Source organism: Pseudomonas sp. RA_15y_Pfl2_54, assembly GCF_963971015.1.
Lineage (GTDB): Bacteria > Pseudomonadota > Gammaproteobacteria > Pseudomonadales > Pseudomonadaceae > Aquipseudomonas > Aquipseudomonas baetica_A.
Window position 1 is genome coordinate 260266 of record NZ_CAXAPN010000002.1, and the last position, 16318, is coordinate 276583.

Sequence of the window (16318 nt, forward strand, 5' to 3'; positions counted from 1 at the left end):
CTCCTTGTCTCGTTCCCGGTACGTTCCGGATGAGTTCAGATTACGGAGATCAAGGTCAGCGGCGGTCAGCGCTACGTAAAGCTTGGGTAAAGACGCTCTCGCGCTGACCTGACAAATCCTACAGGCTGTAGTAATAACCGCGGCTACGCAGGGCCACGATGCGCGGGCGGCCGTCGGGGTGCGGGCCGATCTTTCTGCGCAGGTTGCTGACGTGCATGTCGAGGCTGCGGTCATACAGGGTCAGCTTGCGGCCGAGGGCCAGTTGCGCCAGTTCCTGTTTGTCCAGCGGTTCACCGGGCTGCTTGAGCAAGGCTTCGAGCAAGCGGCTTTCGGAGACGGTGAGGGTCAGTTCTTTCTCGTCTATGCTGACCACGCCACGTACCGGGCTAAAGCTCAGGTCGCCCAGCTCAAGCTGAGTCGACACGGCGGCCGGGTGACTGCGCCGCAACACGGCGCGCAAGCGGGCAGTCAGTTCGCGCGGATCGCAGGGTTTGGCCAGGTAATCGTCGGCGCCCAGTTCCAGGCCGAGGATGCGATCCAGCGGCTCGCCCCTTGCCGAGAGCATCAAGACCGGTAGATCAGCGTGATCGTTGCGCAGTTGCTTGAGCAATTCCAGACCGCTGCCATCGGGCAACATCACGTCCAGCACTACCGCCGCCGGGGCGGTTTCGGCCAAGGCCTTGCGGGCGCTCTGGCCATCGTGGCAGGCACGCACCTGGAAGCCTTCCTGGCTCAGCCAACTGCTCAGGAGCTCGCACAGCTCCTGATCATCATCAATAAGTAACAGCTCGCTCATGACTCACTCAATTTAGCCATTGCCGACGTTTTCGGCTTGCACCACTGGCAAAGATACCGCAGAGCAGTGCCAATAGCGCTACCCCACCTCCCGTAATGAACCACTGCTGCTGCTCGGTCAGCATCCGCGGCAGCGGACTGGCCTGGGCTTCCCTGAGTTGCAGCTTGAGACGCTGATTCTCCTGGCGCAACCGGGCGAGCTGAGCGCTTTCGCGTTCGTTGTCGGCATTTTGCAGTTGTTTGCTCAGTATTTCTCGCTGTTGCTCGCTGGCCTTGAGGCGCTGTTGCAACTCGGTGATCTGGCTGCCAGCACTTAACGACAATGGCGTGGAGCTGCCGCCTTCGGTGGTTTCCTCACCGTGGGCGGGCGCCATGATCGACAACGTGACCCACATCAGACACAACGGACCCTTGCGCATCGCGACACCTGTTTCCAAATGGATATTGGGCAGGTTGTCGGCAGACGAACGAGAATAATGAGCGATTGAGAACGCGATGAACCGACAAGGTTCATCGCGTGGGGGGGAAGAACTACGGGAGGACTTGCTTGAACGGCTTGACGATCACACTGGCGTAGACGCCGGCGGCGATATACGGATCGGCATCGGCCCAGGCTTGCGCGGCGCTCAGGGAGTCGAATTCCGCGACGATCAGGCTGCCGGTGAAACCCGCTGCGCCCGGATCATTGCTGTCGACGGCCGGGTGCGGGCCGGCCAGTACGATACGGCCTTCGCCCTTGAGCACTTGCAGGCGCTCCAGGTGTGCAGGGCGCGCGGCCAGGCGAGCTTCAAGAGAGTTGGCGACGTCGGTGGCAATGATTGCGTAGAGCATGTCAGTCCTCGGTTTTTGGTGTTTTGGTATCGGCGTCGTGCATATGACGGGACAGGTAAATAAATTGTGCGAGCAGGAACACCAAGGTCATGCCCAGGCTGCCGAACACCTTGAAGTCCACCCAGATGCTCTGGAAGGTAAAGGCGACGAACAGGTTGGCGGCCCCGCAGAACAGTAAAAAGACGATCCATGCGATGTTCAGGCGGGTCCAGATCGGTTCCGGCAAGGTCAGCGCGTGACCCATGATGCGTTTGATCAGCAAACGGTCGCCGATGAAATGGCTACCGATGAAGGCCGCGGCGAACAGCCAGTTGACCACCGGGGCTTTCCATTTGAGGACGGTTTCGCTGTGGAAGGCCAGGGTCAGGCTGCCGAACACGAGGCAGGCGATCAGGGTCAGCCATTGGCTCTTTTCCAGCTTGCGCTGTTTGATGAAAAGCACACCGTATACCACCAGGGAGCTGATGATCAGCATGGCGGTGGCGCTGTAAATACCGCCTACAGTCACTTCATGGCCAGCGAGGTCGACGACCCGCGGATCGAGTTTGTAAACGATGAAGAACAGCAGAAGCGGGATGAAATCGATGAATTGTTTCACAGTGAGAGCCAGAAGCTGGATGTGGCGGCATAATAACAAACATATGGGCGCGCGATAGCGCCAGCTGATTTGAGGTTACAACTCCCCGTGAATGTTGATTTGCACTGCCATAGCACGGCCTCCGATGGCGCATTGGCGCCAGCGGTTCTGGTTGCACGTGCGTTCGAAAACGGCGTGCGAGTCCTGGCGTTGACCGACCACGACACCCTTGAAGGCCTCGCCGAAGCGCGCGCGGCCGCCAATGAATTGGGCATGCAACTGGTCAACGGCGTCGAACTCTCCTGCACCTGGGGCGGCGCGACCATCCATGTGTTGGGCTACGGTTTCGACGTCAACGCCGCTCCACTGGTCGAGGCCATCGCCAAATTGCACGATGGCCGCTGGCTGCGGTCGGAAGAAATAAGCCGCAAGCTCGCGCTCAAGGGGATGCCTGGCGCCCTCGATGGCGCCCGACAGATCCAGCAGGAGCTGGGCGATAGCGGTAACGCGCCGGCTCGTCCGCATTTTGCTGACTGGATGGTTCGTGAAGGGTTTGTAAAGGATCGCGCCGAAGCATTTCGCAAGTGGCTCGGCGCTGGCAAGTTGGGTGACGTCAAGTTGCACTGGCCGACGCTGGAAGACACTGTCGACACGTTGCGCGCCGCCAATGCCTGGGTCAGCCTGGCGCATCCGTGGCACTACGATTTCACCCGCAGCAAGCGCCGAAAGCTGATTGCCGACTATATTCAAGCAGGCGGGCATGCGATCGAGGTGGTCAATGGCCATCAGCCTGCGGAACAGGTGGGCAGCCTGGCAATCCTTGCCCGTGAGTTCGGTCTGCTGGTCAGCGCTGGCAGTGACTTCCATGGCCCTGGTGGCTGGTCCGAGATCGGCCAGTACCGGCCGGTTCCCGAGGACCTTCCACCCCTGTGGTGTCGGTTCAAACATGACACAGTTATTGCCGCCGTCTGAACAGGTAGAGAATGTGAGTCAATTTTTCCAGATACATCCGGAAAACCCGCAAGCGCGCCTGATCAAACAGGCGGTCGAGATCATCCGCAAAGGCGGGGTGGTGATTTATCCCACGGATTCTTCCTACGCGATCGGTTGCCGAATTGGCGACAAAACCGCCATTGAGCGCGTTCGACGCCTGCGCCAGCTTGACGAAAAGCACAACTTCGCACTGATCTGCAGCGATCTGTCGCAATTGGGCAACTATGCCAAGATCGACACTGGCATTTTCCGTATTCTCAAGGCGCACCTGCCGGGCCCCTACACCTTTATTCTCAACGCCACCCGGGAAGTGCCCCGGCTGCTGCTGCATCCGAAGAAACGCACCATCGGCCTGCGCGTACCGAGCCAACCGATTGCGTTGGCACTGCTGGCCGAACTGGGCGAGCCGTTGATGAGCGTGACCCTGATCATGCCGGGCGATGAAGATCCGCTCAGCGATCCTTACGAAATGCGCCAGTTACTCGAACATCAAGTGGACCTGATCATCGACGGTGGTTTCGGCGGCATCAAGGCCTCCACCGTGATCGACCTGACCGGCGACGATCCGGAAGTGATCCGCGTCGGTTGCGGCGACCCCGCGCCGTTCATGGTCGAGGCCTGAATGTCCGCAGTGCAAACCGTTGTCGATCCCCAGGCCGGCGCCCAGCAGGAGCTGCCGTTTGCGATGGTCTATGGCCAGGCGGTCATGGAAATGCCGCTGGACCTTTACATCCCGCCAGATGCGCTGGAAGTGTTCCTTGAAGCCTTTGAAGGCCCACTCGACCTGCTGCTGTACCTGATCCGCAAACAGAACATCAACATCCTCGACATCCCGGTGGCGGAAATCACCCGGCAGTACATGGGCTATGTCGAGCTGATGCAGTCGGTGCGCCTGGAACTGGCCGCCGAGTATCTGGTGATGGCCGCGATGCTCGCCGAGATCAAGTCGCGCATGCTCCTGCCACGGGCCGAGACCGTCGAAGACGAAGAAGACGATCCGCGTGCCGAACTGATCCGCCGCTTGCAGGAGTACGAGCGCTTCAAGGCTGCCGCCGAAGGCATCGACGGCTTGAGCCGGGTTGGCCGTGATGTTGTGGTGCCCAAGCTCGACGCCCCGCAGGCTCGGGCGCGCAAGCTGTTGCCTGATGTGGCGCTGGAAGAAATTCTCATGTGCATGGCCGAAGTCTTGCGCCGTGGCGACATGTTTGAAAGCCATCAGGTCAGCCGCGAGGCCCTGTCGACCCGCGAACGCATGAGTGATGTGCTTGAGCGGCTCAAGGGCGGCGGTTTTGTGCCGTTTGTCGAGCTGTTCACCGCCGAAGAGGGTCGCCTCGGTGTGGTGGTGACCTTTATGGCGATCCTTGAACTGGTCAAGGAATCCTTGGTCGAGCTGGTGCAGAATGAGCCGTTCGCCGCGATCCACGTGCGAGCCCGAGCCGAATAACGAGTCCGAACATGAACCTGACTGAACCCCGCGAGCTGGCCCCCCTGCTTGAAGCCTTTCTGCTGGCCTCGGGAAAGCCGCAATCGCTTGAACGTCTCTACGAACTGTTCGAAGACGGCGAACGGCCCGAGCCGCCGGTCTTCAAGAAAGCCCTGGCGTTGCTCGCCAAGTCCTGCGATGGCCGAGCCTTCGAACTCAAAGAAGTCTCCTCGGGCTATCGCTTGCAGATCCGCGAGAAGTTTTCGCCATGGGTTGGCCGTCTGTGGGAGGAGCGCCCGCAGCGTTATTCCCGTGCCTTGCTGGAAACCATCGCGCTGATTGCCTATCGCCAGCCGATCACCCGGGGCGAGATCGAGGATGTGCGCGGTGTGGCGGTCAACAGCAACATCGTCAAAACCCTGATCGAACGCGAGTGGATCCGCATCGTCGGTTACCGCGACGTGCCGGGCAAACCGGCGATGTTCGCCACTACCAAGGCGTTTCTCGATCACTTCAATCTGAAAAACCTCGAAGACTTGCCGCCGCTGGCCGAACTGCGCGAGATGGAGGCCGACCCGGTACTCGATTTTGACGACGCGCCAGTGCCTCAGGGTTTGCAGGAGCTGGCCGACGCCAGTGCCGAGCCCGAAGAGGAGAAGGAGGAAACCAGTTTCCACACCTTGCTGCTGGAGCTGGACGGTATGGAGGAGGGGATCAAGACCGATTTCGATGATTTGTTGCGTGATGGCGCCGATTTCGAAGCGCCGCCGGTTGAGCCTGAGACGCAAATCACCGAGCCGGTTATCGAGGTTGAACTTGAAGCCGAGCCTGAAGCCGAACCTGAAGAGGACGTGCTGGGTGTTGCGCAAGCACGGGAAAAACTTCTTGCTGCCGTTGCAGCCCTTGAGCAGTGCGCACCGCCACCCGAGTTGAGCGAAGAGGAAGCCGAAGCCCGAGCCCTGGCTGAAGCCATCGAAGCCGAACGCCGCGAATTTGAGGATTGAACACGGCCGCTCCCCCATTGGCTCTATGTTCAGCCAGGAGAGATTGATGAGCTCAACCAAAGACCCGTGCATCAGCCTCTGCAAGTTCACCGATGATGTTTGTCAGGGGTGCGGTCGCAGCAAGCGCGAAATCAAAGCCTGGAAGAAACTCGACAAGGACGACAAACGCGCTGTCCTGGCCGAAGCCGCGCTGCGGCTGATCAAGCTTGGCGGAGCCGGTCGGCGGAAAAAGAAATAACTGTGCATTGATCAGCTAGTCTCTGATGCGCGATGGCCCACATCCGCGTATGATTCGCGACCCTTCGCCGATCCCTTCGGCAAAGTACCCAGATTTCAATGCTTCAGGCGCCGCCTGAACAGACCACACCGGGAGGTGCCCAGATGAGTGACATCAATCAGAAAGACGACCAGGAAATCGGCCCAGCAGGCGAAAAGCTGCAGAAAGTCCTCGCCCGTATCGGCGTCGGCTCGCGCCGTGACGTGGAAGCCTGGATCAGCCAGGGCCGGATCAAGGTCAATGGTAAAGACGCCACCCTCGGCCTGCGCGTCGACATGCACGACGCCATCACCATTGATGGCAAGGTGATCAAGCGTGAAGAGGCTGCCGAATCGGTACGCCGCGTGATCATGTACAACAAACCCGATGGCGAGATCTGCACTCGTGACGACCCGGAAGGCCGTCCGACCGTGTTCGACAAGCTGCCGCGTCCGAAAGAAGGTCGCTGGATCAATATCGGTCGTCTCGACATCAACACCACCGGGCTGCTGATGTTCACCACCGACGGTGAGCTGGCCAACCGCCTGATGCACCCATCCTATGAGATGGACCGTGAGTACGCCGTGCGTGTACGCGGTGAAGTCGATGACGAAATGATCGAGCGCCTGAAGGCCGGCGTGGTGCTGGAAGACGGTCCTGCCAAGTTCACCGACATCAAGCAGGCACCAGGCGGCGAAGGCTTCAACCACTGGTATCACTGCGTGGTGATGGAAGGTCGTAACCGTGAGGTTCGTCGTCTGTGGGAATCGCAAGGTCTGGTGGTCAGCCGTCTGAAGCGCGTGCGTTTCGGCCCGGTGTTCCTCAACTCCGACCTGCCGATGGGCCGCTGGCGCGAAATGAGCCAGTACGAAGTCGACATTCTGAGTGCTGAAGTGGGTCTGACGCCGGTAGCGATGCCGCAGCTCAATGCCAAGAGCAAAGACAAGCTGGAACGCATGCAGCGCAAATCGTCGCGGCCGATGGCCAAGACCGAGCGCGTGCGTACCCTGCGTCCAGCCGCTGGCGCGCCGACCGGCCCGCGTCCAGGCCGCGAGCCGCAGATCGAAGGCGAGCGTCCGGGGCGCAAGCCAGTCGCCCGTGACGGCGAGCGCGCTCCGCGTCCGGCCAACGGTCGCACCGAGCGTGGTGAGCGTGGCGCACCGGCCGGTCGCGGTACACCGGTAGCGGATCGTCCGGCGGACACCACCAACAAGCGTCCGGCCAAGCCTGCGCCGAAGCGCCCAGGGATCAAACTGGTCGACGGTGACAAGCCGTCGGGCAAGCGTCGCGGCGCACCGGCCGGCTCTGGCCAGCGTCCGGGTTTCGGGCGCAAGAAGCCTGAGTGACCGGGTTTAGCGCCTGAATGAAAAACGCCAACCGCAGGGTTGGCGTTTTTTTTTGTCTGGCGAAAGTGTTGTGGTGCCTGCCCCGCGAAGAGACCGCTAGCAGTGCCATCAATTTCAGGCTAAAACACAAACCGTCCATCAAACACTGGCTTGTCATCCAGCGCCAACACGCCACCGGAGAAGATCAGGTCCAGGTGATGACTGCCCTTGGCTCCACCCCCAAGCCCAAGGTGCAATCCACAATGCCGTTCTTCAAACCCGGCATTGCGCGCATACAGTGTTTTCACGCCTTCGTTGGTGCCAATCCCCAGCTCCTCGATGCGCCGGTTCGACGGGTTCGCGTCCAGGTACTTGTTGAAATCATGCTCCAGCCCCGGCACATCGGTGGCGATGCGGCTGATGGTCGAATTCTCGATCCACAGTTCCAGCGGTGATTCCAGTACCCCGTACTTGCGCGCAAACGGAATGGTGCTGAGGAAGGTGCCCTTGAACTTCACATGACCGTTAATGGCTTCGCTGTGGGTGGCGATCTCGCCAGGCGCCAGATCGAAGTTGCCGACGCCGTTGATGTCGGTCCACTTCTTGATACTGCTCATGGGCGCTTCGAACCATGAGCCTTCATCGTCTTTGAAACTCAGCGTCGTCGCTTGGGACATGCGTTGGATCAAGTGGCTATTGAGCCCGGCAATGCGCCGTGGCGTGACACTGAATGTGTCGTAGAAATAATCGCCGTAATCCTTGAACAGCAGCGACTTCTTCCAGTTCTGCGCCATCACCGCTTGCAGGGCGCGAACAAACTCCGGACCGTCGGGGCGCGGGTTGGGCAGGGTGGAAGAGTCGTAGAAGAAAATGTACAGATCGCTGTCGGCAATCGCCGAACTCAGCGCTGCGCTACTTTCCAGGTCCAGACGTCGGGCGCTGAACCTGAAGCGTGAATGTTCGCCGGCCTGTTCGGCGATGGCGCCGGTGAGGGCTTGGTAATCGGCAGTGTGCCCGAGCAGAATCTGCGCCGAGTCGAGGTCGGCGAGGGCCGGGTGATGTTCGAGGTAGTAAAGGAAATGCGAGATCGCGCGTGGCTTATCCATGAGTCCTCCCTGACTGACCGTGAAAAAAGCGGCAGGCACGATCGGCCGGATCGTGTCTGCCCAATGATGTGTTACAGAGGCCACATCGCCGTGCCGAACGGCACGACCGCGTCGGCTTGCATCATTTCCACGGCCGCTTCGTGAGTGGGGGCTTCAAACCATTCGTCCAGTTGCAGTTCGGTATCCAAGTCTTTTTCCAGTGCTTGCATGGTCGATCTCCTAGATGACTTACATGGTTGTGACTGGCCGGTCAAGTTGGCCGACAAGACGTGAAGAACCTAGTTCAGGGTTTTTTGTAATGCAAAAAATCATCTATTTAATTTTTAAATAAACTTTTTATTCTGTTTTTGAATGAGGTTTTTCTTATTTCAAAACAAAAAACTAGATGGCTTTTTTCAAGAGTGAGCGAGCCACCGTCAATTTGCAGGCGACCTACGGAATTGTCTGAATTGGAAATTTTACGTTACGCCTTGTAAGGAAATATTTACGAAAAGGGCGCCCAAACCCAGTGAAAGTCCCCCCACGTCGCTCGTGTAAGGAAAAGCTGCCGGACGTTGCCCGGTCAGGTGTTGCACAAGGCTCTGGCCCGCTTGTTTCAGCGGCGTTTGAAGGGTGAGATGCGCTCCATGCCTGTCGTGCAGGCGCATAACAACAAGGAGGCGCAATGAACGCCGTGACTGATTTCCACCTCTCACCGTGGGACGGTTTTCCACTCGTCCCCGTCGATGGCCTGCAACGGCCTGACTCATTTTTTGCAGCCGCCCTTGCGACTCGAGGCGGACACGTGCAATCCCGGCAACCGACACGCTGATCCAGCGGAGTCTGGCAGCAGGGGGTTAGCGGTGTACAATGCGCCGCGTTTTAACTGTGACCCTCTGCGTAATCGCGCAAATCTCAAGGCTATCTGCCTTGTTCACTCCGCCGCGTCACAAGCGTGTCGGGTTCGATTTCGTCACAGATAAAAACAAACAGGTGACGCATGACCGTTGTAAAAAAGCTGAACTCCTGGTGCCTGCGCTGGGGTTTGATCGGGGCTGCTTGAAATCGCAACCTTGCAGCAACGTCTACTGAACATCATCAAACCTTGCGTGAGACCTTTTTCATGAGTGGACAACCCTCACAATCAGGCGAGCTGAAACGCGGCCTGAAAAATCGCCACATTCAACTGATCGCCCTCGGTGGCGCGATCGGTACCGGATTGTTCCTCGGCTCGGCCGGGGTGCTGAAATCCGCCGGGCCGTCGATGATCCTCGGCTACGCCATCTGCGGCTTCATCGCCTTCATGATCATGCGCCAGCTTGGCGAGATGATTGTCGAAGAGCCGGTGGCCGGTTCCTTCAGCCATTTCGCGCATAAATACTGGGGCGGTTTCGCCGGTTTCCTGTCGGGCTGGAACTGCTGGATTCTGTACATTCTGGTGGGCATGTCGGAGCTGACGGCGGTCGGCAAGTACATCCACTACTGGGCGCCCGACATCCCGACGTGGGTTTCTGCTGCTGCATTCTTTGTGCTGATCAACGCCATCAACCTGGCCAACGTCAAAGTATTCGGGGAGGCCGAATTCTGGTTCGCGATCATCAAGGTCGTGGCGATCGTCGGCATGATTGCGTTGGGCAGCTACCTGCTGGTCAGCGGTAATGGCGGCCCGCAAGCCTCGGTCAGCAACCTGTGGTCCCACGGTGGTTTCTTTGCCAACGGTGTCAGTGGTCTGGTGATGGCCATGGCGATCATCATGTTCTCGTTTGGCGGCCTGGAAATGCTCGGTTTCACCGCAGCCGAGGCCGATAAACCGAAAACCGTGATCCCGAAAGCAATCAACCAAGTGATCTACCGGATCCTGATTTTCTACATCGGCGCTCTGGTGATCCTGCTGTCGCTGACCCCGTGGGACAGCCTGCTGGAAACCCTCAACGCAAACGGCGATTCCTACAGTGGAAGCCCGTTCGTACAAGTGTTCTCGATGCTCGGCAGCAACACCGCCGCCCACATCCTCAATTTTGTCGTGCTGACCGCTGCGCTGTCGGTTTACAACAGTGGTACCTACTGCAACAGCCGCATGCTCCTGGGCATGGCCGAGCAGGGTGATGCGCCCAAAGCCCTGGCGAAGATCGACAAGCGCGGCGTGCCAGTGCGTTCGATCCTGGCCTCGGCGGCGGTGACGCTGGTGGCGGTGTTGCTCAACTACCTGATCCCGCAGCATGCGCTGGAACTGCTGATGTCGCTCGTTGTGGCAACGCTGGTGATCAACTGGGCAATGATCAGCTTCTCGCACTTCAAGTTCCGTCAGCACATGAACAAGACGAAGCAAACGCCGCTGTTCAAGGCACTGTGGTATCCGTACGGCAACTACATCTGCCTGGCGTTCGTCGCGTTCATCCTCGGCGTGATGCTGCTGATCCCGGGTATCCAGATCTCGGTGTACGCGATTCCGGTGTGGGTCGTGTTCATGTGGGTCTGCTATGTGATCAAGAACAAACGCGGTGCGCAGCAGGCGCTGCACGCGGCGGGTTCTGTCGCAAAGTAAGCAAGACGCAGAGGCGACAAACCCGGCCAAGTGCCGGGTTTGTCGTTTGGAAGTGTGGCTCTGAAGTGAAACCAGATCCTGTGGGAGCGCTGCGGCTGGTCCAATGAGGGGGGCTGTGTTTCTGGCAGGTCTTGGTCTCTTGGTATGGATTGTCACTGGTGGTGCCTGAGCGTTGTCGAATTATGATCGACGAGATTGATTAGTCTCTAATGTAACTACTTGAGAATCAGTGTTTTTTATTTTCTTTGCTTGGCGTGCAAAGCGTTTGAAGTATGGCGCTTGCAAAGGCAATCCATCGAATCATGTAGTTGTTTTCAATAGTGTCTTTGGATGAAGGGATGAATAAGATGTAGCCATAGCGAGCAACGTTAAGTTGTATTGCCCCCCAAAGCATGAGTAATGCAAAAAAGAACCAAAACATTCCGGGTTTAAGATTGGGTCCTGAAATTTTTTTTGCTGTTAAGTAAAAAATCCAAAATGCTACTAAAGAAACAAGTGAGTATAGTGTTGTTGTAAGTGGTTGGCTACTCATCACTATTTTTTTTCTCCTTGTATATTGAGTTTATTGTTATTGAGTTTGAGATGGCCTCAAAAGACAGTGCTGATTTACTTGCTTTTTCATACCCGCGTACGTAATCAGCTCGTACATATCCAAACAATCGCCATGCATCAGGCTTTAACACTTGACCGGCAACTCCATATACGGAAAGCCCTAAATCAACGACTCCATATGCCATATTTCCTTCAGGCTCTCCGGTGCCTACCAGTTTTGCAGCCTCTTGGTAACCTTTTCTGACTGGCCCCTGCGTATCTGAGCGATCTTCCCACAAATTTCGCCCATTCTCATATACGTTATTCGCCCCATGAAGCATCAAAGGGGTACCTGCGAGTAGACAAAGTGTGCCCGCGGAGCCGTAACAGATCCCCGCGCCTGCTGCAAATTGGAGCGCTCCAGCAATTGCTCCCACGCCTTTTTGAGCAACCTCCAATGACTGGCTTAGAAGGCTGCTCTGTTCATTCCTGAGATCCTTTAGAGCCTGCTCGGGACTTTTTTCACCCTGCGCAACTGCATCAACAATGCTTTTGGCGTAGTAAGAAACCTCTCGACCAAATTGCAAGCGTAGCGTGCCGTCCTTAATGTGCCTGGCACCTAATGTGCAGGCTTGGCTTCCAAGTCTTCTTGCGGCTTCACTGACAAGCCAATAATCGCAACTACCGGGTTTGCATTCACTTATTGGTTTCACGCCTCGTTTCCCCAGGTGCTGTGGCCGCTGGTTCCAGCTGAGTGGTGTACCCAGGTGATCTCCCTATAGCGAATAGCCAGGTGTTCCTGCGGCTCTGCATCGTTTTGCAAAATAGAGTGAGGCATCTCAAGCGTCAGATCGGCAATAACACCGCCAGTAATCGAGATGGAATAAAACTTTTCCTGTATGCCAAAGGAGGACACGCGATAAAAGTTGATCGTGCAGTCTATTTTTTTTCTGGTTGATAGTGCTTGAGCGAGAAGTGGTGAGGATTTGTCGACGTTTTTAGTTATGATGAGAGGGCTGTGTGTCGGCTTATTAATGTTTCCGATATTGGCCATGTTGTGGCTATAAGACAACACCATAACTTCGTCTGTATGTCCTGCCTGATATTTATTGCCAATAGAGTCTGGACTTGAGCAGCCCGCTGAAAGCAAACCTTGAGTTTTACCGGTGATGGACATATATCCGTGGTTGGCCATTTTTTGACACTCCTTTAGTCGACCTGAAATTGTATTACAAGGACTTGAGGTGTTCTGTAGGGCGTTTCTGAAAAGCATGTTGGTGTCAGCTGGCTGGCGCTATCTCCTGTGCGCAGGCCTTCGTCCATGTATCTCGCTCAGGCCCGGCATCTGTTTCGCGGTATCCTGCGCACTCTGAATACGGACGCTTTTCCATGCTGGTGATTTCCAATCACTTATTCTGGTTTTGTGGAGTGACGGTTAAGCCCTTTTAAATTGAGGGGTGTAGGCATTACTTGATGTTCGAGCCTCCAGGGTTGAGGTTGTTTTTTCCCGTTTCTATCCCGTATCTGTTCTGTTCCCCCTGTTCACAGGCCGCACAATAAACGGTGGCGACGGGCAGAGAACGCCCTAGGCTGTGTGAACCCTTCAAGACAAAACTGACGTTTGCGCTTCTACGCAAAATCTGAAATCTATCGACAGTCTCATAGGCCGGGATTTCATGTAGGCGCGCGATTTCTTGACCCGTTTTCGAGGTTTCAATAGGTGCTGGAGGTTTTCACACAGTCTGGACCCAAAGCCCAAAACCCAAAACTGACGGTGGCGACAGGCAGAAATCGGCCAATTGCGGACGCTGCGATTAAGCTAAGGGGCGGGTTTTAGACAGTCCCAGGGAGCGAAGCGAACGATTTGAGCGCATTGTTATACACTTTACGCCGATGGAGAGAATGCATTTAAAATAAAAAACCCTAAGACAATAGTTAGAATTATAAGCAAATTTTTTAATGCGTCTCGGGTGATATCGCCATCCGTATATGTGTACACGGACGCTGCCGACAGTGGAATAAAAAGACTAAGACCAGTAAAGCCGGATATTAAAAAGACAGTTACTCTCAGTTTTATTGATGGTCTTTTCAGTTGAAAATGCCGGAAGGCACGAGCGTCTTCGATATTTTTAGCTCTTACGTAGGCGCCAGCGCAGACAAACGATAGAGCCCAAAAGTCAATTAGAGAGCTTGGCAAGTTGATGCCAAAAAGCTCTGCAGGAGCCCCTAATACAGCATGTGCAAGCTTGTGATAATAACTAAAGAAGCTGCTTGCCATAACGCCAAAACCGATGTTGAAAAGTCGTTGAGCGAAACTAATCAAACTTATTGAGGCAATAATCCACCCCAAGACGGCATAAGTATCACCTGCTACGGCATTGCGCTTGAATTTGAACATGCGAATTACTTCATTAATGTATAACGATTAAGCTATGGGGCTTGCTTTAGCAAGTCCCAGCGAGCGAAGCGAATGATTTGAACCAGTTGCCATACGTTTATATGGATGCGTATTTTTTGATGTTTTTATTTAATATTTTCATGAGTTCTTCTTGGGCAGCATAGGAAGCGTCATATGCCTGAAAAATATCATATTCATCATTGTTGTATGCATTTGTAATATTCGAATCAGTTTTTTTGTATTTTTCTATGGCTGAAATTATATCTTTATTCAGCAGTACCCCATAAACACTAACGGTATGGGCTAGATAATTGTCAAATTTTGAATATATAGAATTGTCAGGTGTGAATTTGTGTTCTTCAGGAATGCCTTGCGCACCGTTAAATGCATTGTCAGATAGCTTTCCGGTTTGTGACATCAAGTCGGATAACGTGGTGCTAACGTTAATTAGTGCGTCTTTATTAACCTCCCAGCGCCGACTTTCTTTTTGATTTTTTACGGAAAGATAGTTAATTGCGACAGCGACCATAGTAGCGAGGGCAATTACGATGTTAGTTACTGTTTGAATCGTTAAGTTTCTATCTTGGCTTTGAATTATATCAAAACCAACCGCAGCAATAATTAGGCCGAGAATCCCCCCGATCAATAAATTTATCAAACTACATCCTCTTGCGTATGATTATTAGACGACACAAGTGGCGTAATGTTTTCCGCCGATTGTGTCTGATAACGTTCCTTGTGCATGCGTAACTCCCTGTTTAACTTGAGTGTTGCGCCAGAAACGCGACATGGGACGAGGAGGAAAAACGACATGACTTGGGCACACATTACTGGCGTAATAGCAGCGTGTCCATGGTCTGCTTTTGGCCGATAGCTGCCAGAGTCAGAGGCTTCTTAGCTGCACGATGTGAGTCGCATGAGCGTCTTGAGTTCGTGTGAAGCCGCAGCGCAGGTAAAAAGTGCTTCCCTCAGAAGTGTCGGTGTAAAGACGCACACTTTCAAAGTGCAAAGCGGCGTGGGCAAGCAAGGAGCTAACCAGTCGCCTGCCAATCTGTTGCCCCCGTGACACAGGAGTCACATAAACACGCCGCAGCCTTCCTGTGCGGGTATGCGTGAACGGATCAACAGACAGACCTCCAACGCCCACCAGTTGCCGGTCTAGATACGCTGCCATTAGGCATTCGCCTGGCGCATCGAAGCAATTAGTGCCTGAATACCATTCCGAAGTCAGCCGGGTGATAAATCTGAAACCTTCTGCCACAGCCTCTTTCTCAAGGGCAGCAATTTGTGACGGCATGTGCGTAACCCGTTGAATCTCCATTGGCGGTCAGTCCTCCCTGATTGGGTACGAAGCTTCTGAGTTGCTAGGGATCTTGATGTGCGGACTGTGCGCACGCAAGCGGCAGCTATCGACCCAAAGCGGCCCTTCGCACTGCGTGCGATCTGTCGATAGAATCCCGTTTTCCAACCAGTACGAATTGATGCCAATGGTCCAACCGACAACAGTAGCCAACATCATTGGCCCTTGGAAAGGAGAGGCTCCGACAACGTTACTACAGCATTGTCGAGATGCCTGGGACACGCCTCTTAAAGAACTGTCAGATCTCATGGTCGCTACTTTTCTGAACCAGCGAATCGCATTTCCTCAAATGTTGGCCGAGGCCAAACGGCGATTGGATTCAGAGCCCCGTGATGACACGGAATACTTCGATGACCAGCTATCTGAGGCAGTTCACGGTGCTGACAACTGACCGCTCCTGGCCGGTTTCTGCCGGTCATAACCTCGAAACGTGCTTGTCAAATCCAATGCAAATTGCGGATCGGGTCAAGTGCGAACGGATGGTGAAGCAACCTCAAACCTTCAGTAAAAAATCCAGTCATGAAAAAAAAACAGCATGAAAATGCACTTATCCCCCTCCCGCCGACGCGTTCTGTGTGATTTTTTTGTGCAAGTCTCAAGGTAGTGCAATCAGGGTTCTAGCCCAGGCTGGCTGCGGGGCTTCCCAGGCAATCGCTCTTTTCATTCTGTGCAAGGTTTTGCAAGGAAATGCAAAACCAATGCACTGGCAACGCTCCAGTCCTGACGGCGTTTCAGGTCACCAAACCCAATTGCAATAAGGGTGCCCCCTTGTTTTCTGAAAGTGAACAGATTGTTTTTTGGGGTTGCATTCATCATGCGGTGGGAGCGAATGGAAAGCGTGCAAGCCATATGGAGCAAGGCTTTCAGCCCGTTTTTTGGATTTTGTCGATTGCATTTCTCTTCGTGCGAGCGCCTGCGGTGGTGCAATCGAAAACACAGCTATCGCCCATTTCGGAGCGGGCCTGAAAACAGCTTTGTTTGAGAGTCTCCGGAACAGGCAAAGTCTTGCAGGCGGGGTGGAAGATCGAAGGGGGGAGTGAGGCCGCTCGGGCGGCGGCCTTACAGGATTGTAGTGGTCTAATTTCCCCGGACACCCCGATAGGTGGAAAATGCATCTATCGAGGAGTTTTTCATGACCGACAAACGCAGAACATTCGACGACAGCTTCAAGCTGCAAGTCGTGAAGATGATCAAG

General features: G+C 55.2%; 20 protein-coding genes. 8 read left to right on the top strand and 12 right to left on the bottom strand.

All coding sequences use genetic code 11. From position 1 onward, the window contains the following. Window positions 1-118: 118 nt before the first annotated feature. The 4 genes from AACY50_RS02755 to AACY50_RS02770 form a co-directional block, all read right to left on the bottom strand. Complete coding sequence (locus tag AACY50_RS02755; RefSeq protein ID WP_339432650.1) at window positions 119-796, bottom strand: response regulator transcription factor; 678 nt, start codon at window positions 794-796, stop codon at window positions 119-121. A gap of 7 nt (window positions 797-803) precedes the next feature. After that, window positions 804-1214 (bottom strand): translation initiation factor 2, encoded by a 411-nt coding sequence (locus tag AACY50_RS02760; protein ID WP_221732027.1) that lies wholly within the window; start codon window positions 1212-1214, stop codon window positions 804-806. A gap of 112 nt (window positions 1215-1326) precedes the next feature. Further along, on the bottom strand, window positions 1327-1626 hold the full coding sequence (locus tag AACY50_RS02765) for a YciI family protein (RefSeq protein ID WP_025110562.1): 300 nt from the start codon (window positions 1624-1626) through the stop codon (window positions 1327-1329). A 1-nt stretch (window position 1627) separates the two neighbouring features. Then, window positions 1628-2224 (bottom strand): septation protein A, encoded by a 597-nt coding sequence (locus AACY50_RS02770; protein ID WP_339432649.1) that lies wholly within the window; start codon window positions 2222-2224, stop codon window positions 1628-1630. 87 nt (window positions 2225-2311) lie between these two features. Here AACY50_RS02770 and AACY50_RS02775 point away from each other — a divergent pair, with 87 nt between their 5' ends. The 6 genes from AACY50_RS02775 (at window position 2312) to rluB (ending at window position 7225) form a co-directional block, all read left to right on the top strand. After that, on the top strand, window positions 2312-3175 hold the full coding sequence (locus tag AACY50_RS02775; RefSeq protein WP_339495071.1) for a PHP domain-containing protein: 864 nt from the start codon (window positions 2312-2314) through the stop codon (window positions 3173-3175). A gap of 13 nt (window positions 3176-3188) precedes the next feature. Next, window positions 3189-3818: an L-threonylcarbamoyladenylate synthase gene (locus AACY50_RS02780; RefSeq protein ID WP_221732024.1), complete on the top strand. Its 630-nt coding sequence runs from the start codon at window positions 3189-3191 to the stop codon at window positions 3816-3818. 123 nt (window positions 3819-3941) lie between these two features. Beyond that, window positions 3942-4640: a segregation and condensation protein A gene (locus AACY50_RS02785; RefSeq protein WP_221732046.1), complete on the top strand. Its 699-nt coding sequence runs from the start codon at window positions 3942-3944 to the stop codon at window positions 4638-4640. An 11-nt stretch (window positions 4641-4651) separates the two neighbouring features. Then, complete coding sequence (gene scpB, locus AACY50_RS02790) at window positions 4652-5623, top strand: SMC-Scp complex subunit ScpB (protein ID WP_339495072.1); 972 nt, start codon at window positions 4652-4654, stop codon at window positions 5621-5623. Between the two features lie 46 nt (window positions 5624-5669). Then, window positions 5670-5861, top strand: coding sequence for a DUF1289 domain-containing protein (locus AACY50_RS02795; RefSeq protein WP_339432646.1), 192 nt, complete (start codon window positions 5670-5672; stop codon window positions 5859-5861). A 143-nt stretch (window positions 5862-6004) separates the two neighbouring features. Continuing rightward, window positions 6005-7225, top strand: coding sequence for a 23S rRNA pseudouridine(2605) synthase RluB (gene rluB / locus AACY50_RS02800; RefSeq protein ID WP_186550794.1), 1221 nt, complete (start codon window positions 6005-6007; stop codon window positions 7223-7225). Between the two features lie 119 nt (window positions 7226-7344). Here rluB and AACY50_RS02805 read toward each other — a convergent pair whose 3' ends face one another. Further along, window positions 7345-8310, bottom strand: a complete 966-nt coding sequence (locus AACY50_RS02805; RefSeq protein ID WP_339432645.1) for a leucyl aminopeptidase — start codon at window positions 8308-8310, stop codon at window positions 7345-7347. A gap of 71 nt (window positions 8311-8381) precedes the next feature. Next, complete coding sequence (locus AACY50_RS02810; protein WP_003222780.1) at window positions 8382-8519, bottom strand: hypothetical protein; 138 nt, start codon at window positions 8517-8519, stop codon at window positions 8382-8384. 893 nt (window positions 8520-9412) lie between these two features. Here AACY50_RS02810 and AACY50_RS02815 point away from each other — a divergent pair. Further along, window positions 9413-10834 (top strand): amino acid permease, encoded by a 1422-nt coding sequence (locus AACY50_RS02815; protein WP_339464118.1) that lies wholly within the window; start codon window positions 9413-9415, stop codon window positions 10832-10834. A gap of 226 nt (window positions 10835-11060) precedes the next feature. On the opposite strand, the gene AACY50_RS02820 is transcribed toward AACY50_RS02815, so the two are convergent. The 6 genes from AACY50_RS02820 to AACY50_RS02845 form a co-directional block, all read right to left on the bottom strand. Further along, entirely contained in the window at window positions 11061-11366 is a 306-nt protein-coding gene (locus AACY50_RS02820; RefSeq protein WP_339464119.1) for a hypothetical protein, read from the bottom strand. Next, on the bottom strand, window positions 11359-12078 hold the full coding sequence (locus AACY50_RS02825) for a DUF4225 domain-containing protein (RefSeq protein WP_339464120.1): 720 nt from the start codon (window positions 12076-12078) through the stop codon (window positions 11359-11361). Before AACY50_RS02825 ends, AACY50_RS02820 begins: the two co-directional genes overlap by 8 nt. Next, the gene (locus AACY50_RS02830) at window positions 12075-12560 is read right to left on the bottom strand and encodes an Hcp family type VI secretion system effector (RefSeq protein WP_339538117.1); all 486 of its coding nucleotides are present in this window, start codon (window positions 12558-12560) and stop codon (window positions 12075-12077) included. Before AACY50_RS02830 ends, AACY50_RS02825 begins: the two co-directional genes overlap by 4 nt. 690 nt (window positions 12561-13250) lie before the next feature. Continuing rightward, on the bottom strand, window positions 13251-13763 hold the full coding sequence (locus tag AACY50_RS02835; protein ID WP_339538119.1) for a hypothetical protein: 513 nt from the start codon (window positions 13761-13763) through the stop codon (window positions 13251-13253). Between the two features lie 97 nt (window positions 13764-13860). Next, entirely contained in the window at window positions 13861-14421 is a 561-nt protein-coding gene (locus AACY50_RS02840) for a hypothetical protein (RefSeq protein WP_339538120.1), read from the bottom strand. Between the two features lie 225 nt (window positions 14422-14646). Beyond that, the gene (locus AACY50_RS02845) at window positions 14647-15084 is read right to left on the bottom strand and encodes a GNAT family N-acetyltransferase (protein WP_339538121.1); all 438 of its coding nucleotides are present in this window, start codon (window positions 15082-15084) and stop codon (window positions 14647-14649) included. 389 nt (window positions 15085-15473) lie between these two features. Between AACY50_RS02845 and AACY50_RS02850 the strand changes: the two genes are divergently transcribed. Next, window positions 15474-15662 carry a hypothetical protein gene (locus AACY50_RS02850; protein ID WP_339538122.1) on the top strand — a complete coding sequence of 63 codons (189 nt, stop codon included), beginning with the start codon at window positions 15474-15476 and terminating at the stop codon, window positions 15660-15662. Window positions 15663-16318: the final 656 nt, after the last annotated feature.